22 protein-coding genes and 2 pseudogenes are annotated in these 24066 nt (G+C 57.9%); 9 read left to right on the forward strand and 15 right to left on the reverse strand.

The window, feature by feature from the left end; all coding sequences use genetic code 11:
* Positions 1-199 precede the first annotated feature (199 nt).
* Positions 200-814 carry a TetR/AcrR family transcriptional regulator gene (locus KDX37_RS26385; protein ID WP_231656162.1) on the reverse strand — a complete coding sequence of 205 codons (615 nt, stop codon included), beginning with the start codon at positions 812-814 and terminating at the stop codon, positions 200-202.
* A gap of 313 nt (positions 815-1127) precedes the next feature.
* On the opposite strand from KDX37_RS26385, the gene KDX37_RS26390 reads away from it, so the two are divergent.
* A complete protein-coding gene (locus KDX37_RS26390; protein ID WP_231656164.1) occupies positions 1128-2405 on the forward strand; it encodes an aromatic amino acid transport family protein in 1278 nt (425 codons plus the stop codon).
* 73 nt (positions 2406-2478) lie between these two features.
* Here the strand turns inward: KDX37_RS26390 and dkgB are convergent, their stop codons facing one another.
* The 5 genes and pseudogenes from dkgB to KDX37_RS26415 form a co-directional block, all read right to left on the reverse strand.
* Positions 2479-3282, reverse strand: a complete 804-nt coding sequence (gene dkgB / locus KDX37_RS26395) for a 2,5-didehydrogluconate reductase DkgB (RefSeq protein ID WP_231656166.1) — start codon at positions 3280-3282, stop codon at positions 2479-2481.
* 156 nt (positions 3283-3438) lie between these two features.
* Positions 3439-3974 (reverse strand): annotated as a pseudogene (locus tag KDX37_RS26400) (PaaI family thioesterase).
* Positions 3975-4237: 263 nt separating this feature from the next.
* The gene (locus tag KDX37_RS26405; protein WP_025993849.1) at positions 4238-4444 is read right to left on the reverse strand and encodes a hypothetical protein; all 207 of its coding nucleotides are present in this window, start codon (positions 4442-4444) and stop codon (positions 4238-4240) included.
* Between the two features lie 123 nt (positions 4445-4567).
* The gene (locus KDX37_RS26410) at positions 4568-5050 is read right to left on the reverse strand and encodes a GreA/GreB family elongation factor (RefSeq protein ID WP_231656167.1); all 483 of its coding nucleotides are present in this window, start codon (positions 5048-5050) and stop codon (positions 4568-4570) included.
* Positions 5051-5053: 3 nt separating this feature from the next.
* Positions 5054-5440, reverse strand: coding sequence for a hypothetical protein (locus KDX37_RS26415; protein ID WP_231656169.1), 387 nt, complete (start codon positions 5438-5440; stop codon positions 5054-5056).
* 165 nt (positions 5441-5605) lie between these two features.
* On the opposite strand from KDX37_RS26415, the gene earP reads away from it, so the two are divergent.
* Positions 5606-6754, forward strand: a complete 1149-nt coding sequence (gene earP / locus KDX37_RS26420) for an elongation factor P maturation arginine rhamnosyltransferase EarP (protein ID WP_231656171.1) — start codon at positions 5606-5608, stop codon at positions 6752-6754.
* Positions 6755-6853: 99 nt separating this feature from the next.
* Positions 6854-7423 carry an elongation factor P gene (locus KDX37_RS26425; RefSeq protein WP_002554550.1) on the forward strand — a complete coding sequence of 190 codons (570 nt, stop codon included), beginning with the start codon at positions 6854-6856 and terminating at the stop codon, positions 7421-7423.
* A 79-nt stretch (positions 7424-7502) separates the two neighbouring features.
* Here the strand turns inward: KDX37_RS26425 and KDX37_RS26430 are convergent.
* The 4 genes and pseudogenes from KDX37_RS26430 to KDX37_RS26445 form a co-directional block, all read right to left on the reverse strand.
* A pseudogene (locus tag KDX37_RS26430) lies at positions 7503-8521 on the reverse strand (alpha/beta hydrolase).
* Positions 8522-8577: 56 nt separating this feature from the next.
* Positions 8578-8997, reverse strand: coding sequence for an organic hydroperoxide resistance protein (locus KDX37_RS26435; RefSeq protein ID WP_231656173.1), 420 nt, complete (start codon positions 8995-8997; stop codon positions 8578-8580).
* A gap of 294 nt (positions 8998-9291) precedes the next feature.
* Complete coding sequence (locus KDX37_RS26440; protein ID WP_231656175.1) at positions 9292-11385, reverse strand: TonB-dependent receptor; 2094 nt, start codon at positions 11383-11385, stop codon at positions 9292-9294.
* Positions 11386-11551: 166 nt separating this feature from the next.
* Positions 11552-12025: a MarR family winged helix-turn-helix transcriptional regulator gene (locus tag KDX37_RS26445; protein ID WP_231656177.1), complete on the reverse strand. Its 474-nt coding sequence runs from the start codon at positions 12023-12025 to the stop codon at positions 11552-11554.
* A 200-nt stretch (positions 12026-12225) separates the two neighbouring features.
* On the opposite strand from KDX37_RS26445, the gene KDX37_RS26450 reads away from it, so the two are divergent.
* A complete protein-coding gene (locus tag KDX37_RS26450) occupies positions 12226-12972 on the forward strand; it encodes a sulfite exporter TauE/SafE family protein (protein ID WP_231656179.1) in 747 nt (248 codons plus the stop codon).
* On the opposite strand, the gene KDX37_RS26455 is transcribed toward KDX37_RS26450, so the two are convergent.
* Positions 12962-13816, reverse strand: a complete 855-nt coding sequence (locus tag KDX37_RS26455; RefSeq protein ID WP_231656209.1) for a LysR substrate-binding domain-containing protein — start codon at positions 13814-13816, stop codon at positions 12962-12964. The genes KDX37_RS26450 and KDX37_RS26455 overlap by 11 nt on opposite strands.
* Positions 13817-13914: 98 nt before the next feature.
* Here KDX37_RS26455 and KDX37_RS26460 point away from each other — a divergent pair, with 98 nt between their 5' ends.
* Both KDX37_RS26460 and KDX37_RS26465 read left to right on the forward strand, forming a co-directional pair.
* Positions 13915-14145 carry a DUF1127 domain-containing protein gene (locus KDX37_RS26460; RefSeq protein ID WP_406643398.1) on the forward strand — a complete coding sequence of 77 codons (231 nt, stop codon included), beginning with the start codon at positions 13915-13917 and terminating at the stop codon, positions 14143-14145.
* 51 nt (positions 14146-14196) lie between these two features.
* The gene (locus KDX37_RS26465) at positions 14197-15432 is read left to right on the forward strand and encodes a winged helix-turn-helix domain-containing protein (protein WP_231656183.1); all 1236 of its coding nucleotides are present in this window, start codon (positions 14197-14199) and stop codon (positions 15430-15432) included.
* Here KDX37_RS26465 and KDX37_RS26470 read toward each other — a convergent pair.
* Complete coding sequence (locus KDX37_RS26470) at positions 15422-16768, reverse strand: class II 3-deoxy-7-phosphoheptulonate synthase (protein WP_231656185.1); 1347 nt, start codon at positions 16766-16768, stop codon at positions 15422-15424. The genes KDX37_RS26465 and KDX37_RS26470 overlap by 11 nt on opposite strands.
* A 170-nt stretch (positions 16769-16938) precedes the next feature.
* On the opposite strand from KDX37_RS26470, the gene KDX37_RS26475 reads away from it, so the two are divergent.
* Positions 16939-17700 (forward strand): spermidine synthase, encoded by a 762-nt coding sequence (locus KDX37_RS26475; RefSeq protein WP_231656187.1) that lies wholly within the window; start codon positions 16939-16941, stop codon positions 17698-17700.
* 418 nt (positions 17701-18118) lie between these two features.
* Entirely contained in the window at positions 18119-19822 is a 1704-nt protein-coding gene (locus KDX37_RS26480; protein WP_231656189.1) for a DEAD/DEAH box helicase, read from the forward strand.
* Positions 19823-19929: 107 nt separating this feature from the next.
* On the opposite strand, the gene KDX37_RS26485 is transcribed toward KDX37_RS26480, so the two are convergent.
* On the reverse strand, positions 19930-20697 hold the full coding sequence (locus KDX37_RS26485; protein WP_231656191.1) for a DODA-type extradiol aromatic ring-opening family dioxygenase: 768 nt from the start codon (positions 20695-20697) through the stop codon (positions 19930-19932).
* A 101-nt stretch (positions 20698-20798) separates the two neighbouring features.
* On the opposite strand from KDX37_RS26485, the gene KDX37_RS26490 reads away from it, so the two are divergent.
* Positions 20799-21464: a thiopurine S-methyltransferase gene (locus KDX37_RS26490; protein ID WP_231656193.1), complete on the forward strand. Its 666-nt coding sequence runs from the start codon at positions 20799-20801 to the stop codon at positions 21462-21464.
* Positions 21465-21533: 69 nt separating this feature from the next.
* Here the strand turns inward: KDX37_RS26490 and htpX are convergent, their stop codons facing one another.
* Positions 21534-22421, reverse strand: coding sequence for a protease HtpX (htpX, locus tag KDX37_RS26495; protein ID WP_231656195.1), 888 nt, complete (start codon positions 22419-22421; stop codon positions 21534-21536).
* 265 nt (positions 22422-22686) lie between these two features.
* Complete coding sequence (locus KDX37_RS26500) at positions 22687-23898, reverse strand: pyridoxal phosphate-dependent aminotransferase (protein WP_231656197.1); 1212 nt, start codon at positions 23896-23898, stop codon at positions 22687-22689.
* Positions 23899-24066 lie beyond the last annotated feature (168 nt).

Raw genomic sequence — 24066 nt, forward strand, 5'->3', positions numbered from 1 at the left:
TCGGGTCGCATCATGATCGATGGGCTCCTGAGAGAATCGGGAGCCCAGCATCTGGCATTAGCTTAGTGCTTTGAATGTGGGGTTAATGGAGCGGTTACAGTCCATTCTTGAAAAGAACCGGGATAAACTATCGGTTGAATAAACGTCCCTGTTATTGAAGTGGGCAGGTCGATAGAGTGTCGGCCTGTTTTTGCAGCGCCTACTGCAAGGTCAATAGTTCCACAGCGATGTTTTTTGCAGGCTGATCACCAAGAACTTCCCGTTGCAGGAGTTCGCGGGTGGTTTTAAGAATCCGCTCTGACAGTTGTTGGTCATGGGTGCTGCGCGAGAGCATCAGCGCACCGACAAGGCTGGACAAAACCAGTATGCTCTTGGTGTTCGTGTCATCACAAGGCAATGAGTTCTCGAACAGCGTCAGCAAATGGTCAACAATTTCATCAGTCATCGGGCTCGGCTGATTCCTCTGGCCGAGTTCAAGGCAGATGCTGGGCAGTGGGCACCCGGTTTCAGCCTCTTCCTTGTGCTTGGCTGAAAGATAGAGCTCAATGAAGTAGTTAAGCGATTCCTGTTCATCCCGGTGGTCAAACACTTCCGTGGTAATCGCTTTCATCTCGTCGACCGCGTGCCGCAAGGCTTGTTCGACCAAATCATCCTTTGATTTGAAGTGAGCATAGAACCCGCCATGGGTAAGCCCTAGTGCTTTCATCAGAGGTTGCAAGCCAGTGGCACCGATGCCGTCTCGCCGAAAGCGTGCAGACGCTTCCTTGACGATTCGTTGGTGAGTTTGGGCTTTGTGATCGAGCGCGTAACGCATGCGCCAGTCTCCAGGCAGTGGCAAAAAAAGCTGTACCATAGTTATACATGGATAGATGAAACGATGCAGCACGCTATTTAGCCATCGCCATGATTGCTGTAAGCCTGTGCGGCTGGCCAGCGCAGAATCGTCATAAAATCATCCAGTGACCCAGATTTACAGGTGTGGCCGTACAACTCTTCCGTCTGACAAGCCTTTGACTTCTCGCTCTAATCCCGGACAATTCCGCCCGCTGTTTTCGAGGGAGGTGCGGGACTGCCAGGTTTTCGATGCGCCTCCCTTTGTGATTAACCGGCCACGGAGAGTCGACCGGATGAATGATCAGGCAAATGGCGTCGTAGAACGTCTGGATGTAGCTCCTGCGAATATTGCCTCGTGGAGCCGTAATGACACCACGTGGATGCTTGGTTTGTTTGGCACCGCCATTGGTGCAGGTACCCTGTTCTTGCCGATCAGTGCAGGCATGGGTGGTTTCTGGCCATTGCTGGTGCTCGCGGTACTGGCGTTTCCGATGACGTTCTACGCGCACCGTGGGTTGACACGCTTCGTATTGTCGGGGCGCGAGGGAGCTGACATCACAGAGGTGGTAGAGCAGCACTTCGGCAAAACCGCTGGTACGCTGATCACGCTGCTGTATTTCTTCGCGATCTTCCCGATTCTGTTGATCTACAGCGTAGGGCTTACCAATACGGTCAGCAGTTTCCTCGTCAACCAGTTGCATATGTCAGCGCCGCCGCGTATCTGGCTGGCGCTCTTTCTGGTTGTGGGCCTGTTGATAGTGGTGCGTTGCGGGGAGCGGTTTATCGTCAAGGCCATGAGCCTGATGGTGTATCCATTTATCGTCGCGTTGCTGTTCCTGGCGGTATTCCTTGTCCCGCACTGGAACGGCGGCATTCTGAGTACGGCGACCACTTTGCCTGAGCCGGCTGCATTTTTGCCGGCCCTGTGGCTGGCCATTCCGGTGATGGTCTTTTCTTTCAACCACACGCCGATCATTTCAGCGTTCGCTGTCGATCAGAAGCGTCAGTACGGGGAAAAGGCCGAAATACGCAGCTCGCAGATTCTGGCTCGTGCGCATGGTTTGATGGTCGTGCTGGTGCTGTTTTTCGTGTTCAGCTGTGTACTGACCTTGTCGCCGGAACAGCTTGCCGAAGCCAAGGCGCAGAACATTTCAATCCTGTCTTACCTGGCTAACCATTTCCAGAACCCGACCATTGCGTTTGTTGCGCCATTGATCGCGTTTGTGGCTATCTCCAAGTCCTTTCTGGGGCATTACATCGGCGCCAGTGAGGGGCTGAAAGGGTTGATGGTGAAAACCGGCGCCCGGCCTGCGTCGAAACTGCTGGACCGCACCAGCGCGGGCTTCATGATGCTGGTGTGCTGGATAGTGGCGACACTCAACCCAAGCATTCTGAGCATGATCGAGACGCTGGGCGGTCCGGTGATTTCGGTCCTGTTGTTCCTGATGCCGATGTACGCCATTCACAAAGTGCCTGCCATGCGTCAATACGCAGGCAAGCTGTCGAACGTCTTCGTGGTTGTGGCCGGACTGGTCGCGATCTCTGCACTTGTTTTCAATATGGTGCGTTAAGCAGAACGGACCGCGATGCGGCGGTTGATACCGCCACATCGCCGCTCGCTCTTGCATGAACCGAGACCGGCGTTCAATCCCACTCCGGTGCCAGGCTGCCTGGGCTTGTCAGACGATGACCACGATCCAGCGCAGCGATCTGCGCCATATCCTGGTCGCTCAGTGTCAGGTCACGCGCTTTGAGGTTGCCTTCGAGGTTGGCGGGTTTGGTCGAAGACGGAATCACTGCATAACCCAGTTGCATCGCCCAGGCCAGGGTCACCTGAGCAGTGGTAGCGTCGTGGCGCCTGGCGATCGCTTCAATCACAGGGTCCTTCAGCACTTCACCGTAGGCGAGGGTCATGTAGGAGGTGATCTGGATGCCATGCTGCGCCGCAAACTCAGCGACTTTGCGGTTCTGCAAATAGGGATGCAATTCGATCTGGTTGGTGGCGATATTCTCGGCCCCGACTGTTTCGATTGCTTCGTTCATCAGAGCAATGGTGAAGTTCGACACGCCGATCTGGCGCGTCAGGCCCTGCTTTTTGGCATCCAGCAGGGCGGTCATGAACTCTTTCACCGACACTTTACCTTCGGGCGATGGCCAGTGGATGAGTGTCAGATCTACGTGGTCGGTCTGGAGTCGGGCCAGGCTTTCCTTGAGGCTCGGGATTAATTTGTCGGACGAAAAGTTGTCCGTCCAGATTTTGGTCGTGATGAACAGTTCGTCACGCGCAACGCCGCTTTCGGCAATGGCTTTGCCGACTTCAGCTTCGTTGCCATAGATCTGCGCGGTATCAATCACGCGGTAGCCAAGTTTCAGCGCGCTGCTGACCGAGTCAATGACGACCTGATCCTTGAGGCGAAAGGTGCCCAGTCCAAATGCGGGAACAGTCATGAATACTCCAATCCGAGAAGGTAAACGTGACCCAGTATCCCAGCGCTTGCGGGACTGAAAAACAGCCCGTTCAGAAAAGGATATTTGCCTGGGGGTCACAAGCGATCTTCTGATTGGGCAGCCTCTTGCGCATGTCGTTCCTTGAAATACGCCGGTTCAGTCCATGTTGAGGATCAGGCAAGTGGTGCTCGCCGTGGCGTACAGTCGGTCATCCACGTCGTACAACGGCCTTCGGCCAGCGCAGTGGAGCGGCCCACATGAATGACCTTGCCCTCGGCGCGTATCGGACCGACTTTGTCGCTAAGTGCGCGTACGTAACTGATCCGCAGATCGAGCGTTGTGTAGCCTTGGCCTTTCTTGAGCAGGGTGTGGATCGCACAACCCATGCACGAGTCGAGCAGTGCAGCGGCGTAGCCGCCGTGAACACTGCCCAGAGGGTTGTAATGCCTGCTGTCCGGCGTGCCCTGAAAAATGAACAGGCCCGGTACCCAGCGCAGCGGAAAGAAGTCCATCAACTCTCCGATGGGCGGGCTGGGTAATTCACCCCGGCTGATTTTCCCGAAAAACTCGGCAGGCTCCAACGCAGCCACTTCCGACATCGTTACCGTGCCAGCAGCGGCCAGCCCTGCACGCACGGCCTGTTCTTCAGCCAGCCATTGGGCGATGCGTTCATCACGAGACAGATCTTGCATGAGTGCTCTCCACAGTAATGCGCCATTGTGGCGATTAATGATGATGAACATAATCTTTGGAGTGGGGTTTATGCAATTAAAAGTTAGAAGCAAGCGGGTGCGCACCGGGTTTCAGATGCTGAGCAGGTTGGCACTGCGCCTGTAGGGAGTGCCCGTAGAGGAGAAACCGCTGAGTGCGATGGCACAGGCCATCTGCCGAGGCTCGCGAAAGGCAGCCCCGACGAATGACTGAGATGTTCAGCCGACGGCTGGATCTGACCAGGTCAGTCCACAGGCTCAGGGTGCAAGGGTCTGGACAGGTGCATGATGCTGGCGTAGTCGTAGACGTATTGACGTCCCGCATGACTGGTCGAACGCAGCTGGTCGATCAGCAATCGCTCTTTCTTGTTCAAATATCTCAACGCCGGATCTTGACTGGACTTCAGGCGATCACGTTCATGGGCGTCAGGGAAAGCGATGACGTTCGTCATGAAAAATCTCCTTGGGTTTTAGTCCTTGCTTGCTGTGATGTTGCCCCGGTTACTGTGGTTGTAACGACGACCCACCTTACCCATAAAAACTTGGGACGATCAACCCTGCGATGAAAGGCAGCGTCAAAAGGCGTGGGTGATCTCAAATGATTGTTGGCTGCCATTAATGACAATCTGCACAACATCGCCTTCGAATTTGCCGCGCAACTGATGTCCCATGGGCGCATGAGCCGTAATCACCGTTATCAACCGGTCGTCAGAACTTACTTTGAGGCCCGCAGCGTCAGGCCCGAGAAAAACGTACTGGGTTTGACCGTTGTCGTTTTCAACGGCCACCAGATCACCCACCTGAATGCCACGGGATTCATCAAAGGGCTTGAGTGGCCACTGCTCATAGACCACCAGCGACTGACGGATTTCCTCGACGCGCCGTGCCTGGCCCGCTGCGAGGTAGGAGGCCTCCAGGCCGAGCGTGTCGTACTTGTTTTCGGCAATGTTCTCTTCGTGCGTGGCCGCTTCGTACGCGGTTTGCGCGGCACGCTGGGCGATGTCCAGATCGACTTTAAGTTTGACGGTGATTCGTTGCAACACATCCGCTTTGTTCATGGTTTATCCGCAGTATTGATTGATGCTCGCACGGCTTTTTTCGCTCGGGGCAGTGCGATCCTGCTGCATCCAGAAATCACATTTGGATCGACTGAAGGTTCGTTGTTGCTGTTCCTGTGCCTGTTCGCGGGCCTGTCTGGCTTCGCTTTCGCGCAGGCTCTGCTCGTACTTCTGGAACATCGCAGTCTCGGGCTCAGCCTGTGGCGCAGGCGGCGCGGTCAGTTGCGCCGCGGCCCTTTCCAGTGTCTGGGTCTGCGCGGGCGGCAGATTTTTGTAAAGCAGCAGCCCGGTCAGAAATACCGCCACCGCGCCAAGCCAGATGCCCAGCGCGATGCACAGGATCAATTTCAACGAGACGTAAAATTCGCGACGACGGTTAGGGATCGACATGGCTGAAATCCTGGCGAAGGGCAACAGCTGTGATTGTGCCATGACTGGGCATTCGGTATGACAACTGCTCTGCGCGTGAGCACGTTGCACAATTCACGGTCTGGTGAAGGCAGGTTGTTCTGAGGGACAATCGGTGTTTTATGTATCTGCCCTCAGGGAGCCAGAATGAAAGCCTCTTGGGACATTTTTTGCAGCGTTGTCGACAATTTCGGCGACGTGGGCGTGACCTGGCGACTCGCGCGCCAACTGGCTGCCGAGCATGACTTGAACGTGCGGTTGTGGATCGACGACCTGTCGGCTTTTGTGCGCCTGTGTCCAGGTGCTGATCCGGACGCTGTGCAGCAATGGCACGCGGGCGTCAGTGTTTGCCAATGGCCCACGCCCTGGCGGCCTGCGGATTTGCCGGATGTGGTGCTTGAGGCGTTCGCCTGCCGCTTGCCCGATGAGTACACCGGGACGATGCTGCAACGTTCGCCCAGACCGTTCTGGCTGAATCTGGATTATCTCAGCGCCGAAGACTGGGTGTCTGGCTGTCACCGGTTGCCTTCCGTGCAGTCGAGTGGCTTGAAAAAGTTCTTCTTTTTCCCCGGTTTTCAAGACGGCACAGGCGGTCTGCTGCGTGAGGCGGGACTGATCGAACGGCGTCAGTCTTTTCAGCAGGACAAGGCTGCGCGGCAAGGCTTTTTAAAGGGTCTGGGTATCGAACCGCGGGCCGATGCCCGATTGATGACCCTGTTTGCCTACGAAAACCCGACGGTGGGCAGTTGGCTCGACGCGCTGGCCAGTGACACGCGCTCAACGCATCTGCTAGTGCCCGAAGGTCGGATTCTGGGCGATCTGCAACAGTGGCGGGAAATGCGTGGGCAAGATACCGCGCCGCTCAAGTCTGCAACCGTGCAGACTTTTGGGGCGCTGACGATTCAGGTAATGCCATTCGTCCGACAGGAGGATTACGACCGTTTGCTATGGTGCTGCGACTTCAATGTGGTTCGAGGCGAAGATTCGTTCGTCCGCGGCCAATGGGCGGGGCGGCCGATGCTTTGGCACATCTATCAGCAGGAAGAGGGTGCGCATCTGCCCAAGCTTGAGTCTTTCCTGACGCTTTATGCGGCGGGGCTTTCCTCTGCTGCGGCACAGGCACTCAACACGTTTTGGCTGGGCTGGAGCGCAGGTGATGACGTGGGCGAGCATTGGCGAGTATTGAATGGCCACTGGCCGGAAATCGAAAAGCACGCGGAACGCTGGTGTCTGCAACAGGCCTCGCGGACTGATCTTGCCACGGCGCTGGTACAGTTTTATGGAAATTCGCTATGATACGCGGCCTTGATACAAGGCTCTGTACGAAAAGTGCCTGCGCAGGCTATTTCTCGTACAGAGCCTTTGGTTAATTCCATCCAAATTCGGATATATGCAATGAAAACTGGTAAAGAGCTGAAACCCGGTACCGTGATCCGTCTCGAAAACGATCCTTGGCTGGTTCAGAAAGCTGAATTCACCAAGTCCGGTCGTAACAGCGCGATCATGAAGACCAAGCTGAAAAACCTGCTGACCGGCTACAAGACCGAGATCGTTTACAGCGCTGACGACAAACTGGACGACGTGATCCTCGACCGTAAAGAAGCGACTCTGTCCTTCATCAGCGGCGACACTTACACGTTCATGGACACCACTGACTACACCATGTACGAGCTGAACGCAGAAGACATCGAAAGCGTTCTGCCATTCGTGGAAGAAGGCATGACCGACGTTTGCGAAGCTGTGTTCTTCGAAGACCGTCTGGTTTCCGTAGAGCTGCCGACCACCATCGTGCGTCAGGTTGACTACACCGAAGGTTCCGCGCGCGGCGACACTTCGGGCAAGGTCATGAAGCCTGCCAAACTGAAAAACGGTACCGAGCTGAGCGTTGCTGACTTCATCGAAATCGGCGACATGATCGAGATCGATACCCGTGAAGGCGGTTCCTACAAAGGCCGTGCCAAATAAGCATGGTCGTGTAACCCCGTTACGCAAAGAACCCGCATTGCTGCGGGTTTTTTTGTGCCTGTGATTCCAGTGTTGACGCTTACTTCAAATGTTCTTTGAGCTCTTGAGAAGCCTGCAACATGGCTGAACGAACCGCCGGAACTTGACTGACTACGTTGAGCAGGCCGTAGTCATGAATCATGCCGTTGTAGCGCACTGCAGTGACCGGTACGCCAGCCTGATCCAGTTTGCGGGCGTAGGCTTCGCCCTCGTCGCGCAGCACGTCGGCGCTGGCGGTCTGCACCAGCGCGGGCGGCAGACCTTTCAACTGCTCAAGGCTGGCCCGCAGTGGAGAGGCATATATCTCGTTACGCTGTGCTGCGTCGGTGGTGTAGTTGTCCCAGAACCACTTCATCATGTTGCGGGTCAGGAAGTGGCCCTCGGCGTACTGGTCGTAAGAACCAGTGTTGAAGTTGGCGTCCGTTACCGGCCACAGCAGCACCTGATACCTGAGGGCCGGCGTACCTTTCTCCTTCGCCATCAGGGCAACCACGGCCGCCATGTTGCCGCCGACGCTATTGCCGGCTACCGCCAGACGCTTGCCATCGACGTTGATTTCCTTGCCGTGCTCGGCCACCCAGCGAGTGGCGGCGTAAGCCTGGTTGATGGCGGTAGGGTAATGCGCTTCTGGCGAAGGTGTGTAGTTGACGAACACTGCCACGGCACCTGAGCCCGCTACAAGATCACGCACCAGCCGCTCGTGTGTCGGGAAGTCGCCCAGCACCCAGCCGCCGCCGTGGAAAAACATGAAAACCGGCAAAGTCCCTTTGACGCCTGCGGGCCGCACGACCGTCAGGCTGATGGGCTGGCCTCCACCGTGATGGTCTTGTTGCTGACATCGGCTTTGGGCAGGGTCAGTTTCACGCCTGCCTGAGCCCCGGTCAGGACCGCTCGTGCGTCTTTGGGCGAAAGTTGCTCGATCGGCTTGCCTTTACCTGAATTCAGGGCATCGAGAAAGGCCTGAGTGGTGTGCTCAACGCCGGTGTCGCCCGCTGCGAAGGCGCTGCTGACCGACAAGGTGAGCAGGGTGCTGGCCAGGACTTTACTGAGGGTTTTCATGTTCGGCTCCTGTGACGTATCGGGATCGGGTCTTGGTGGCTTTTGGGCGGTCGAGGTCAGACGGTGACGTGCAGGCGCACATCGACGTTGCCGCGAGTGGCGTTCGAGTAAGGGCAGACCTGGTGCGCCGCTTCCACCAGTTGCTGGGCGTCAGCCTGCTCAAGGCCCGGCAGGCTTATATGCAAGTCGATATCCAGACCGAAGCCGTCTGGAATCTGACCGATGCCGACATGAGCAGTGATCGATGCGTCGGCAGGAATACTGCGCTTGTTCTGACCCGCCACGAATTTCAACGCGCCTATAAAGCAGGCAGAATAACCCGCCGCGAACAACTGCTCAGGGTTGGTGGCTTGGCCGCCAGCACCGCCCAGTTCTTTGGGGGTCGCCAGCTTGACGTCCAGAATGTTGTCGCTGGAGACGGCGCGACCATCACGGCCACCGGTTGCTGTTGCGACTGCGGTATAGAGCGTATTCATGGCGTTACCTCTGATAGATTGTTGATAAATTGCGCTAAATATTTGCGCGCTAACTAATCGCCAAATGAATATATCGCTCTAATATATTGCGCGCAAGATAAATTTCCAGAAGGTCATCAGCTTCTCGGACTCGACCGGGCAATTCTCAAGCAGCGAATCACCTGACGGGACATGGATGGAGCGAAGGAGAATCTGTTTTTTGTTTTGATAATCAGCAAGTTGCTGAAATTTTGAGGTGGATCACCGCGTCGGGTGCGCGGTGATCCAGGTGAGCGTTCAGCTCAGGACGCAAGGTCAGAATTTATAGGTGCCGGTCACCACCATGTTGCGTGGGTCACCGACTCGAATCTGGGCGGCACTGGTGGCAGAGCTGTAATAAGTGCGGTCTGTCAGGTTGTTGAGCGCTGCCCGCACGTCCCAGTCCTTGTGCCGGAAGCCCGCCAGTGCGTCCCAGCGGCCGTAACCGGGCAGCACGGTAGTGTTCTGATTATCAGCGAAGCGCTCACCGACCAGGGTCAGACCGGTTTCCGCGTACCAGCCCATTTCCGGTTTCCAGGTCACGAACAGGCTGCCATTGCGCTTGGCAGCGTTGCTGACACGGTTGCCTTCCAGGCCGTTGTCGTCCTCGACGATCGTTGCGTCCTGCAGGCCGATGCCGCCGCGTACATACCAGTCGCCGATCACCCGGCCTGTGGCGGTCAGCTCCACGCCGCGTGAACGTTGCAAGCCGGTCAGAAGCGTCACGGTGGGGTTCAAGGGGTCAGTCGTGCGTCGGTTGTACAGTTCCAGCTCATAGACAGCCAACGTGGTGCTCAAACGCTCCTCCAGCCAGTCGCTTTTGACCCCGACCTCCTTCTGTCGGGTCATTTCCGGGCTGAGGTCGTTGGCATTGCCCGAGGCGCCCGGAGTGATGCCGATAAGTCCGCCACCCACCGGTGAGAAAGTCTTGGTCCAGGATGCATAGAAAGAGTGATCCTGCAGCGGTGTCCAGACCACGCCCACACGCGGGCTTGTGCTGTGGCTGTCTCGCTGGTCCTGAATGCCGCGAAGCCTGTTGGTGGTTTCGACCTCAAAAACGTCGTAGCGCAGGCCACCGAGAAGCTGCCACTGATCACTCAGGCGAAGCTGGTCCTGAACATACGCGGCGCGGCTCTCGACTTCGGTGTGGTTGTCGCTGGAGGTGATCATTCGACCGTTGTGGCTCAGGTTGCGATCCGGCTTGAGCAGGTCCAGCGCAGGCACGGCTTGAAAGCCAGCGCCAGAGGTGGCTGCGGTATACAGCGTCGGGTCGCGGCGCTGACTGCCCACTTCCAGCCCGGTCAGCAGGCGATGTTCCAGACCAAAAGTTTCAACCCGGCCCTCGAGTTCAAGGTTGTTGAAGAAGTTACGGGTGCTGAGGTCCTGCTGCCAGCGCTGGCGGCTGACCCGCCGGGTTGCCGGGTCGTAGCCCGTCAGATAAGTGTTGTCGAACTCGCTGTCGAGTTTGAAGATTCCGAGGGTCTGGCGCAGTTGCCAGTCGTCGTTGATTGCATAGGTAAACTTCGAGCGCAATGATTGGGAGTGGTCGTCGATGTAGTCGCGATCATCTCCGTAGCTGGTCTCGCGGCTGACATCGGCGGGACGTCCACCGACACCAGGAATGCCGCGGTCCGGTGTCCGGTCATAGCGGCTGTACTCGTACTGCACCAGCCAGTTCAGATCGGGCGTCAGCTGCCAACTGATCGACGGCGCAAAGAGCTGTCGGCTGCTGGAGATGTCGTCGCGGAAGCTGTTGCCGTCCTGATTACCCATGTTCAGACGCAGGCTGACGTTGTCAGTCAGATCTGTACTGAGGTCGGCGTACAGGCTGCGCAGGTCGTCACTGCCTGCTTGAGCCTCCAGAGTGGAATGGCGACCGAACTGCGGGGCTTTGCTGACCCGGTTGACGATACCTCCTTGGCTGCCACGTCCATAAAGTACGGCCGCGGGCCCTTTGAGTACCTCGATACGCTCGATGTTATGCAGGTCGCGGACGTACTGACTGTCGTCGCGAATGCCGTCCAGATAAAAGTCGTTGCTGGCGTCGAAGCCTCGAATCCGCAAGCTGTCGAAGCGGGTATCGGCAGCGTTGCTGACGTTGGGAATCCCGCTCAGTGCCGTGCCCAGATCGTTGGTGCCGTAATCCAGCACGTTGGAGGCCTTTACCGAGTCGATCGCTTGCGGCACATAACGCACCGGCGTCTCGGTCCTCGTGGCGGTGCTGACCTCTTTCACGCGATGATCGTCAGCCTCTGCGTCGGCACCGATGTTGAGCGCGGGCAAGGTGGTGGGTGCAGCGCAAGCGAAGCCTGCAGTCAGTAATACGGAGAATCCGATTGAAGCAGGTTTGAGACGCAGAAGGGCAGGCATGAAGATGCGTATCCAAAGAGGTTATGATTTTTTGGATGCGAATGGTAATGCTTGCTATTTGCGCTTGCTGAATATTACTGAGCTTTTGAGTACCAGGATTGTATCTTGATATGTCGAAGCGATAACTGCGGGGGTTTACAGCTTCATTGCCTACAACTCGTCGCGGTCAAAGGCTGTCGTGAAGATGACCACGCAAGCTCAACAGCTCGTTCTGCAGCTCATGCAGCTTGTCCATCGTCAGGCCACTCGCGGACAGGATGCAGCCAGGCACAGTCAACGCCTTGTGCTGGAGTGCGCGGCCCTGCTCGGTCAGGTGCAACAACACCACGCGCTCGTCTTCCTTGCTGCGGGTACGGCTGATGAAACCTTCACCTTCCAGGCGCTTGAGCAAGGGTGTCAACGATCCCGGGTCGGTCAACAGGCGAGTGCTTACGTCACCCACCGTTACTCCGTCCTTCTCCCACAACACCATCATCGCCAGGTATTGCGGATAGGTCAGTCCAAGAGCCTGAAGCAAGGGTTTGTACACCTTGGTCATCATCAGCGAGGTGGAATAGAGGGCGAAACATAACTGGTTGTCCAGCAGCAACGAGTCGCAATCGGCGGTTGTTTGCGGGGTAGGGCTCTGCTCGTCACTCATGGACAATCCTCGTGCGCTGGGAAGGAGGGTTAATTTAGTGTTGCGCTCTTTAATGCGCCAGATAATTTGCTGTTTGCCGATCATTCAAAACGGCTATCGCAGGTGCATGCATGAAAAAACAGACCTTTTGTTGCGCTGATCGTTTTGCGTGGCGCTCAGGACTGCGTAGCATTTGGCCATGGGCTGATTGAGGGTGTGGCGTGATTGAAGTGGTGATGTTTGTGTTGCTGGGTGCTGCGATGGGCACCCTGGGAGGGCTGTTCGGGATTGGAGGAGGCCTGGTCGCGATACCTGCGCTGGGCGTGCTGTTCGGACTGGATCAGCAACTGGCGCAAGGTACGGCGCTATTAATGGTGCTACCCAACGTCTTGCTTGCCTTGTGGCGTTATAACCAGCGTAACCGCATTTTGCTGCGCAATGCGCTGATGTTGATTATCCCCAGCTTTTTCTTCGCCTGGCTGACGTCTCTGTTGGCTGTACGCCTCGATCCACAGGCCATGCGTCTGGGATTTATCGGCTTTCTGGTTGTATTGACGGTGTTCAATGTGGCGCAGATGTACTGGCGCAGGTCGCAGGCCAGTGTCGGGCTGCGCCGCGAAAAATGGTTGTGGCTGCTGGGCGTCGGCTCCGGCGTGACCGGCGGGCTGTTTGGCGTGGGCGGAGGCGTAGTGGCAACTCCGATTCTGACCAGCGTGTTTGGCGCGACACAAGTGGTTGCCCAAGGGCTGGCACTGTCGCTGGCCGCACCCAGCACCGGCATCACACTGGTGACCTATGCGCTGCACGATCACGTCAACTGGTCCATGGGCATCCCACTGGCCGTCGGCGGACTGGCCAGCATCAGTTGGGGCGTCAGGCTGGCTCATTCGCTGCCAGAGCGGACCCTGCGCTTGATGTTCTGTATTTTTCTGGTGCTGTGCGCGGTGATTCTCGCCCTCAAGGTTTGAAGCCCTGCGCGATGTAATCGGCCATGCATTCGGTAATGGGTGAAGGGTTTTTCGGGTTGCGCAGCAGCACCACGCTGGCCGTGGGCAACTGCGGCAGGTCTTCTGCCTCGCCAAGGATGCGCAGGTCCGGGGTGACCAGGCTTTGCAACTGCGCGGTGACCGCCAGCCCTGCGCCGACCACCGCCATGATTGCCGACATGCTGGCGCTGCTGTAGGCGATGCGATATTCGCGCTCGCGGATGTCGAGCGCATTGCAGGCCCATTCCCGACAGAAGCACTGGCTGTTGAACATCGCCAGTGGCATGGGCGTCTGCTCATGGGGTGCAAAACCGTTGGCTTCTACCCACACCAGACGTTCCTGGCGCAGCAGCTGGCCTATTTCGGTGCCTGGTTTGCGCGTGACAATGGTCAGGTCAAGATCGTGTCGTTGCAAGAGCACGTCAGACGGTTCGCAATGCACTTCCACCTGCACCAGCGGGTAGGCCTGTGCAAACTGAGAAAGGATACCGGGCAGAAACCGCATCACGTAATCGTCGGGCGAGCCGATCTTTACCACCCCGATCATGTGCGGTTCGCGCAAGGTATTGAACACCTCGCTGTGCAGTTTCAGGATACGCCTGGCATAGCCCAGCAGCACCTGACCTTCCGCTGTCATGCTCAGGGTGCGACCCTCTTTCTGAAACAGCTGGCGCTGCACAATGTCCTCTTCCAGCCGCTTCATCTGCATGCTGACGGCGGATTGAGTGCGGTTGACAACCTCGCCAGCGCGGGTGAAACCGCCGTGGTCGGCGATCGCAACAAAGGTGCGTAGCAGCTCGGTGTCTATGCTGGGGTACGTAGCCAATACATCAATCTCCCAGATGCTAAGGATAATAAACATTCGTTGGATTGATCCTACGCCTGGAGCGAGACTTTAGTCATCCCCAACTGGAGGGCAGGATGATGAAAGGTCAAAAAAGTTACGTACAGGTGGCAAGCCCTGCGCCTGACAGTCAGGTTTGCAAGGTGTTGGCCGCGTTCAAGCAGTTGATGGGTCGCTGGTACGAGCTGCACCGTCAACGCCGGACGCTCGCAGGCATGAGTGATTCTGCGCTCAAGGACATGGGACTGAGCCGGGTCGACGTCCTTCAGGAGTACGAGCGTCCTTTCTGGGACGATCCCATGAAGCGCTGACAAGGCACGGCATAATCGGCTAGCGTGCAGGGTCCTCACGGAGAACATTCGATGTCCGTAGATATGTCCCTCAAGCAAGCACGTCGTCTGGCACTGGCCGCCCAGGGTTTCACGGGGCGCCAGCCGCCCGCGATTATCAAGGCCAGCCATGTCGTCCAGTTGATCCAGCGCCTGGGCGTGGTGCAGATCGATTCGGTCAATGCGCTGGTGCGCTCACATTACCTGCCGCTGTTCTCGCGGCTGGGTATCTACTCGCAAACCTTGCTGGACCAGGCAGCCTGGAGTCAGGGGCGGCACCGCAAGCTGTTCGAGTACTGGGGCCACGAAGCGTCGCTGCTGCCCATCGAACTGTACCCGCTGATGCGCTGGCGCATGCGACGTGCAGCGCAGGGTGAGGGAATCTACCTGGGACTGGCGAAGTTTGGCCGCGAGCAACAGCCGGTAGTGGAACGGGTGTTACAAGCCGTGCGGGAGCAGGGCGCGTTGGGGGCGGGCAGTCTCAGTACCCGCCAGGATCGCGCAGGGCCCTGGTGGGACTGGAGCGCCGAGAAGCTGGCGCTTGAGTGGCTGTTTGCGGCCGGCAAGGTAACAGTGGCCGGGCGTCGAGGTTTCGAGCGTCTTTATGACTTGCCCGAGCGAGTTTTGCCGATGGCCGTACTCGACCAACCTGAAATCAGCGAGGCCGATGCGCAGCGTGGTCTGTTGCTGCATGCAGCGCATGCAATAGGCGTGGGAACCGAAAAGGATCTGCGTGATTACTTTCGTCAGGACCCGTTACCGAGCCGTCTGCTGTTGGCGGAGCTGGTGGAGGCGGGCGCCTTGCAGGTTGTTCAGGTAGAGGGCTGGAAGCAGAAAGCGTTTTGTCTGCCTGACAACAGCACTGCGCGCAAGGTGTCGTGCAGTGCGTTGCTGTCACCGTTCGATTCCTTGATCTGGGAGCGCTCACGCACTGAACGGCTGTTCGACTTTCGCTATCGGCTGGAAATCTACACGCCTCAGGCCAAGCGCATTTATGGCTATTACGTGCTGCCTTTTTTGCACAACGAACGCATCGCTGCCCGCGTCGATCTGCGCGCCGAGCGTGCATTGGGCAGGTTGGCCGTGCATGCCGTGCATGAGGAGACCAAAGGGCTGGACGAGGACGGCATGCAAGCGCTGGCCCATCACTTGCGTCAACTGGCCGATTGGCTGGGGTTGACGCAGGTTCAGGTCAACTGTCAGAGAAACAGTGGAGCGCGTCTGATGGAGGCGCTCCGCTCTCAGGGCGAAGCAGGGCTCAGCGCCTGACCTGTTTCAGGGTTTCAGCAATCAGGAACGCCAGTTCCAGCGACTGATCGGCGTTCATGCGCGGGTCGCAATGGGTGTGATAGCGGTCCGAAAGGCCGTCTTCGGTGATCGGACGTGCGCCGCCGATGCATTCGGTGACGTTCTGGCCGGTCATCTCGATATGAATGCCGCCCGCGTAGGTGCCTTCGGCCTGATGCACCTGGAAGAACTGCTTCACCTCGCCAAGAATTTGCGCGAAGTCGCGGGTCTTGTAACCGCTGCTGGCTTTGATCGTGTTGCCATGCATCGGATCGGAGCTCCACAACACCTTGCGGCCCTCACGCTCGACGGCACGGATCAATTGTGGCAAATGATCGCCCACTTTGTTGGCGCCCATGCGAGCGATCAGGTTCAGGCGACCAGGATCGTTGTCGGGGTTGAGGATATCGATCAGACGGATAAGGTCATCGGTGTTCATGCTCGGCCCGACCTTGACGCCAATCGGGTTTTTCACGCCGCGCAGGAACTCGACATGCGCGCCATCCAGTTGCCGGGTGCGGTCGCCAATCCAGAGCATGTGCGCCGAGCAATCGTAGTAATCATTGGTCAGGCTGTCGCGACGTACGAACGCTTCTTCGTAGTTGAGGAGCAGCGCTTCGTGGGCCGTGAAGAAGCTGGTTTCACGCAGCTGCGGCGAAGTGTCCATGCCACAGGCACGCATGAACGCCAGGGTCTCGTCGATTCGGTCGGCCAGGTGACTGTATTTTTCAGCCAGTGCCGAATTGGCAATGAAATCCAGGTTCCACTGGTGCACCTGATGCAGATCTGCAAACCCGCCCTGTGCGAATGCGCGCAACAGATTCAGGGTGGCCGTCGACTGGTTATACGCCTGAAGCAGACGATCCGGGTCCGGGACGCGGCTCTTTTCGTCAAAGCCGATGCCGTTGACGATGTCGCCCCGGTAGGCCGGCAAGGTCACGCCATCAATGGTTTCATCGTTGGAGGAGCGAGGTTTGGCGAACTGCCCTGCCATGCGCCCTACCTTGACCACCGGACAGCCAGCAGCGAAGGTCATCACGATTGCCATCTGCAACAGCACTTTGAACGTGTCGCGGATCTTCGCTGCAGAAAACTCCATGAAGCTCTCGGCGCAGTCACCGCCCTGCAGCAGAAACGCACGTCCTTCGGTCACTTCGGCAAATTGACGGCGCAATTCCCGGGCTTCACCGGCAAACACCAGCGGCGGATAGCTGGCCAGGCTCTGTTCTACTTTCGACAGGTGCGCGGCATCAGGATAAAGCGGTTGCTGCTGTATAGGCAGTGCCCGCCAGCTGTCGGGGCTCCAGGGTTGGCTCATTGTTGGCTCAAGGGTTGTGCAATCGGGCCATCATGTTAGCAGTTCAGGGCCACGCTGCCAGCGGGGCGGGTAAGCATCTGCCCATGCATCGACGTGCAAATGTGACAAAGCGGCGCGCTTGGCTGACAATTCATCCTTTGCGCTGGGCGCAGGTACAACCAGGAACGGTAATGACGGAAGAGCGTGAGCGCGTAGAACGAATTCTGGCTGAGGTCCACGACGACTTCGGCATGATCCGCGTGCTGGAGGTGGACGACTATCGTTTCCTCGAATTTGGCGATGCCATCGAGCAGAGTTGTACGTTCACGGCTGATCCCAGTTGGCTGGAATACGACTACACGCGCGCCATGCTGATCGGCGCCCTGTGCCACCCGGTGCCGGAGAGCGCATTGTTTCTGGGGCTGGGTGCCGGCACGCTGACCCAGGCGTGCATGAAATTCCTGCCGTTGGATGACGTCGAGGTGATCGAACTGCGCCCGGATGTTCCGCGTCTGGCCATGGAGTTCATGGGGCTCGACGATGACCCGCGGCTTTATATACGTATCGGCGATGCGCTGGAACTGCTCGACAGCGCCGAGCCCGCCGACCTGATCTTTGTCGACCTGTACACCGATGTGGGCCCGGGTGTCGGACATCTGGCCTGGAATTTTCTGCACGGCTGCCAGCAGCGGCTCAATCCTGGTGGCTGGCTGATCATCAATCAGTGGGCAACCGACGACGGCAAACCGTTGGGCGCTGCGCTGCTGCGCGGGCTGTACCATCGGCATTACTGGGAGCTGCCGGTAAAAGAGGGCAACGTCATCCTGATCGTGCCCGCCGATCTGGATCAGGAGCTGGATATCAACGCGTTGAACCTGCGTGCCGACGCACTGGCACCTCGATTGGGCTATTCCCTGGAGTCGCTGATCAAGGCGTTACGACCGGCGACTTGAAACTGACAGGTATTGGCGTTTTCCCCATTTTGCATGTGGGACAATTCGCCGCACGTCGCAAGACTAAGCCTTGATGCCCCGCAGGAATTAGTGAAACGTTTAAGCTGGAGTGCCCGCCATGGCGGCCCCGCAGCACGTTCGTCCGGTTTCCACTCTCTGGTGGAGCCTGATTTTTCTCGTTCCGTACACATTGTTCCGCAAAAAAAGACTCACTTTTATCCGTAATTCCGGTATAGTGCGCGCCGGCCTTAACAGGGCCCTCGTCCAGGTATTGCAGTTCCCCGAAGCCAGCTTCGGTCGCGTGTTCGCTATGCGGACTATCCTAGGCGATCCATTCATCAAACGTTTTCGCAAATCCCCGCCGACAAAGCAGCCAGGGTGACCTCAAGGTCGTACACGGCACGCGCAGCTTTGAAGCATGGGTCTTTGCGGATGCACTAGAGGCAGACCCATGACCCAGGAAATCGGCGGCTTCGCCGCTCTCGAACTTCATCCAAATATCGTTGCAGCTGTCGTCGCCACTGGCTACGAAGAGCCTTCGGCCATTCAGCAGCAATCGATCCCGATTATTCTCGCCGGTCACGACATGATTGGTCAGGCGCAAACCGGTACGGGTAAAACCGCTGCGTTCGCACTGCCTATCCTGCATCGTATCGACCCGAGCAAGCGCGAGCCGCAAGCACTGATCCTGGCCCCGACCCGCGAGCTGGCACTTCAAGTTGCCACCGCGTTCGAGACCTACGCAAAACAAATGCCGGGCGTGACCGTTGTAGCGGTCTACGGCGGTGCGCCAATGGGCCCACAGCTCAAGGCTATCCGTAACGGCGCTCAGATCGTCGTCGCTACCCCGGGCCGTCTGTGCGATCACCTTCGCCGTGACGAAAAAGTCCTGGCGACCGTGAACCACCTGGTTCTCGACGAAGCAGACGAAATGCTCAAGCTGGGCTTCATGGACGACCTGGAAGTCATCTTCAAGGCCATGCCTGAGACCCGCCAGACCGTTCTGTTCTCGGCCACACTGCCGCAATCCATCCGTGCCATCGCTGAGCGCCATCTGCGTGATCCGAAGCACGTGAAGATCCAGACCAAGACCCAGACCGTTACCGCGATCGAGCAGGCTCACCTGCTGGTTCACGCTGACCAGAAGACCTCGGCTGTACTGAGCCTGCTGGAAGTCGAAGACTTCGACGCCCTGATCATGTTCGTGCGCACCAAGCAAGCGACCCTGGACCTGGCAAGTGCTCTGGAAGCCAAAGGCTACAAGGCCGCTGCTCTGAACGGCGACATCGCCCAGAACCAGCGTGAGCGCGTTATCGAATCCCTCAAGGATGGCCGTCTGGACATCGTTGTAGCGACCGACGTTGCTGCTCGTGGCCTTGACGTCCCGCGTATCACTCACGTGTTCAACGTGGACATGCCTTACGATCCAGAGTCCTACGTTCACCGTATCGGCCGTACTGGCCGTGCAGGTCGCGAAGGTCGTGCACTGCTGCTGGTCACTCCACGTGAGCGCCGCATGCTGCAAGTGATCGAGCGTGTCACCGGTCAGAAGGTTGCGGAAGTCCGCCTGCCGGATGCCCAGGCCGTTCTCGATGCACGCATCAAGAAGTTGACCAACAGCCTTGCGCCGCTGGTTGCTGATGCAGAGTCGACTCATGGCGAGCTGCTTGATCGTCTGACAGCCGATATCGGTTGCAGCCCGCGTGCTCTTGCTGCTGCATTGCTGCGCAAGGCCACCAACGGTCAGGCACTGACCTTGTCGGCCATCGAGCGCGAGCGCCCACTGGTTCCGAACAACGCCCCACGTGGTGATCGTCCGGAGCGCAGTGATCGCGGTGATCGTCCAGAGCGTGAGCGTCGTGCTCCGGTTCCACTGGCCGAAGGCCGTGCTCGTTGCCGTACCGCGCTGGGTGCGCGTGATGGTATCGCTGCCAAGAACCTGCTGGGCGCTATCCTCAACGAAGGCGGCCTGGCCCGCGAAGCCATCGGCCGCATCCAGGTCCGTGACAGCTTCAGCCTGGTCGAGCTGCCGGAAGATGGCCTTGAGCGTCTGCTGACCAAGCTCAAGGACACCCGCGTTGCTGGCAAGCAGTTGAAGCTGCGTCGCTATCGCGAGGATTGATCCGCTCTTGAGCTGATCGTCCAATAAAAAATCCCCGACTGGTTCGGGGATTTTTTTTGCGTTGCAATCAGCGTGTCTGACAGTCGTTGTTTCAACTGAGTCGATGGTCAGCCGAACCGATAGATGTCCATGCCCAGCGTACCCATCATGAATCCCTGATGCGCGATGCTGAATGGCCCACCCGCGCCGCGTGCAAAGTACAGCGGCAGCAGGTGCTCGTCGCTGGGGTGTGCTCGAGCAGCATGCGGGGCCAGACTGCGATAGTGGTGCAGGGCGGGCTCGTCATCATTCTGGAGCTTTTCGATCATCCAGTCTCGAAACGCCAGCGCCCATGGCTCGATACTCTCTGGGCCGGCATCCCAGTCCAGATCGCGCAGGTTGTGCGTGATGCTGCCTGAACCCACGATCAGCACCCCTTCATTACGCAAACTGGCGAGCGCTTTGCCGACGCGTGTTTGCAGTTCCGGGCCCTGACGGCTGGGAAGAGACACCTGTACCACCGGAATGTTGGCGTGCGGATACATCAATGACAGCGGAACCCATACGCCATGATCAAACGGCCGACGCGTATCGACACGGGGCGACAGTTCGCTTGCGGTCAGCAGCGCCAGGACTTCAAGCGTCAGTTCCGGCATGCCAGGGGCGGGGTACTGCATGGCGGACAACTCAGCCGAAAAGCCGCCGAAGTCATGCCAGGTTTCCGGTTTTGGATTGTCGTTGACGATGAGTTCGTTGCTTTCCCAATGCGCAGATACAATCACGATAGCGCGGGGTGTGGGCATTTCGGCGGCCAGCTTCGCCAGCGCGGGGCCGCTTTCGCCAGGCTCCAGTGCCAGCATCGGGGAGCCGTGAGAGATGAACAGGCTGGGAAACATGAAGGCTCCAGAAGAGGGGGAATGACTTATCTTCAGGCATCTTCATCATCTAAATCTAATATAAGTTCTGGCGCATATTGATCGGATTTTCTGGAGGTTTCATGCAGGCAGATTTTTGGCAGCAACGCTGGACGACCGGCCAGATCGGGTTTCATCAGGATCAGGTCAATCCGCTTCTGCGTGAGTTCTGGCCGATGGCAGGTGTTGAGCCGGGCGCGCGCGTGCTGGTACCGTTGTGCGGTAAAAGTCTCGATCTCGGGTGGCTGGTAGATCAGGGTCATACAGTCATTGGAGTCGAGCTGTCGCAAACAGCAGTCGAGGACTATTTCGTTGCCCGTCAGCTTGAACCGCATATTACTGACCGGGGAGCGTTCAGCGTCTACGCGACACAAGGGCTGGAAATCTGGTGCGGTGATTTTTTCCAGCTGACTGCGCAGGATATCGGACTGTGCACTGTCCTTTATGACAGGGCGGCCATGATCGCGCTGCCCTCGGCAATGCGCGAACGCTATGTCGAGCATCTGGGCAGGCTTTTGCCCTCGGGGTGCGGTGGTTTATTGATTACCCTGGATTACGATCAGGCGATATTGGCGGGTCCGCCGTTCTCGGTGCCTGACGAGTGGCTGGCGACGTTTGTCTCCCCCGGCTGGGAACTCACGAAGGTTGCAGGGCGCGACGCCTTACAGAGCAGCGCCAAAGCCTTGAAGGCCGGTGTGACACAAATGGACGAAAATGCCTATGTGCTGGTGCGCAAGCCGCAGGCTTGAATGGCCTCGCCTCAGCCCTGAATAGAAAAGGGCGACTCTCGTCGCCCTTTTCGGTTATTGCTTCAAGGATCAACCGCGGCGGCGAAGTGCCTCGATACGTTGCTCCAGTGGCGGGTGGCTCATGAACAGGCCAGCCAGGCCCTTCTTGAGACCGGCGTTGATGCCGAACGCGGTCAGGCTGTCAGGCATGTTGACTGGCACACCCTGTTCGGAACGCAGGCGTTGCAGTGCGCCAATCATTGCCTGCGTGCCCGCCAGTCGTGCCCCGGCATCGTCAGCCCGGAACTCACGCTTGCGTGAGAACCACATCACGATGGCGCTTGCCAGGAAACCCAGCACCAGTTCAGCGAATATCGTGGTGATGTAGTACGCGATGCCCTGACCGTTCTCGGTCTTGAAAATCACTTTGTCAACGAAGTTGCCGATGATTCGCGCGAAGAACATCACGAAAGTGTTCACCACACCTTGCACCAATGCCAGCGTGACCATGTCGCCGTTGGCAACGTGGCCTATTTCGTGAGCGAGAACCGCCTTCACTTCGTCGGGCGAGAAGCGTTCCAGCAAGCCCTGGCTGACGGCAACAAGCGCGTCGTTTTTGTTCCAGCCTGTCGCGAAGGCGTTGGCCTCGTAGGCCGGGAAGATACCCACTTCCGGCATCTTGATGCCCGCATCGCGGGACAGTTGTTCGACGGTCTGCAGCAACCATTGCTCATGGCGGGTGCGCGGCTGGGTAATGATCTGAGTGCCGGTGCTCATCTTCGCCATCCACTTGGAGATGAACAGCGAAAACAGCGAGCCCGCGAAACCGAACACAGCGCAGAAAACCAGCAGCTGATTGAGGTTGAGATCAACCCCGTTGGCCGCCATGAACCCATTGAAGCCAAAAAGGCTCAGGGTGATGCTGGCAATCAGCACGACCGCAAGGTTAGTGGCCAAAAACAGCAAAATGCGCATCATGGTCGAAACGTTCTCCTCAGGACAAAATGTAACTGGATGCCGGGTATATAAGGTGATGACCGCTCCGATTCAACAGAGGGACTATTTCAAACTGTGTCCTCTGCTCAGGCTTGATGGTAATCCGCACAAGCTGAACGGCGCCTGAGCCATAGCGCGCGATGCCTGGGGCGGATAACAGGGCAAATGGCCTGTATTTAAGCAGGCTGAAATAAACTGCCCCGAACAGGTCGGGGCAGTGGGGCTTGCGGTCAGACGAGTGACGGGCTTACTGACGATAACCCTTCAGGAAGTTGCCGATGCGGCCAATGGCCTGCTCCAGTTCGTCCACACGCGGCAGGGTCACGACGCGGAAGTGATCCGGCCATGGCCAGTTGAAGGCTGTGCCTTGCACGACCAGAAGTTTTTCCGAAAGCAGCAGGTCCAGCACGAATTTTTCATCGTTGTGGATCGGACAGATCTTCGGGTCGATACGCGGGAAGGCATAAAGCGCACCCATCGGTTTGACGCAGCTTACGCCAGGGATGTCGTTGAGCAGTTCCCAGGTCCGGTTACGTTGCTCAAGCAGACGCCCCGGTGGCAGGATCAGGTCATTGATGCTCTGATAACCCCCCAGTGCCGTCTGGATCGCATGCTGGCTCGGCACGTTGGCGCACAGGCGCATATTGGCCAGAATGTCGATGCCTTCGATGTAGCTCTGCGCGTTGTGTTTGGGGCCCGAAATCGCGATCCAGCCAGAGCGGAAACCCGCAACGCGATACGATTTGGACAGGCCGTTGAAGGTCAGGCACAGCAAGTCAGGGGCCAGCGATGCAGTGCAGATGTGCACGGCGTCGTCATACAGAATCTTGTCGTAGATCTCGTCAGAGAACACCACCAGATTGTGCTGACGGGCCAGTTCCAGCATGCCCAGCAACACTTCACGCGAGTACACGGCACCCGTCGGGTTGTTCGGGTTGATGATGACCATGGCCTTGGTGTTCGGCGTGATCTTGGCCTTGATATCGGCAAGATCAGGCCACCAGTTGGCCTGTTCGTCACACAGGTAGTGAACCGGGTTGCCGCCAGACAGCGCCACGGCTGCGGTCCACAATGGGTAGTCGGGGGCTGGTACCAGAACCTCGTCGCCATTGTTGAGCAGGGCCTGCATCGACATCACGATCAGTTCGGACACGCCGTTGCCGAGGTAAATGTCCTCGATGCCAACGCCTTCGACCTGTTTCTGCTGGTAATACTGCATGACGGCCTTGCGGGCACTGAACAGGCCCTTGGAGTCGCTGTAGCCCTGGGCTGTAGGCAGGTTGCGGATCACGTCCTGAAGGATTTCGTCCGGCGCCTCGAAACCAAACGGTGCCGGATTGCCGATGTTCAGCTTGAGGATGCGATGACCTTCCTCCTCCAGGCGTTTGGCGTGCTTGAGCACGGGCCCGCGAATGTCATAACAGACGTTTGCGAGCTTGTTCGATTTGCTGAACTGCATGGTGATGATCCTGAAAATGGACGAGCTGTTACTGGCTTGCAATGAAGGCCGCTGAACATGACACCATGAAAATGGGTTTGTGTGCGACAAACGCGGGTGCCAGACTGGCTGCTGACGTGGCGCAATCATACGTGCCACCTGATCTGCGGAAAAGATACAGATCAGGCT

Source organism: Pseudomonas californiensis (assembly GCF_021147775.1).
GTDB lineage: Bacteria > Pseudomonadota > Gammaproteobacteria > Pseudomonadales > Pseudomonadaceae > Aquipseudomonas > Aquipseudomonas californiensis.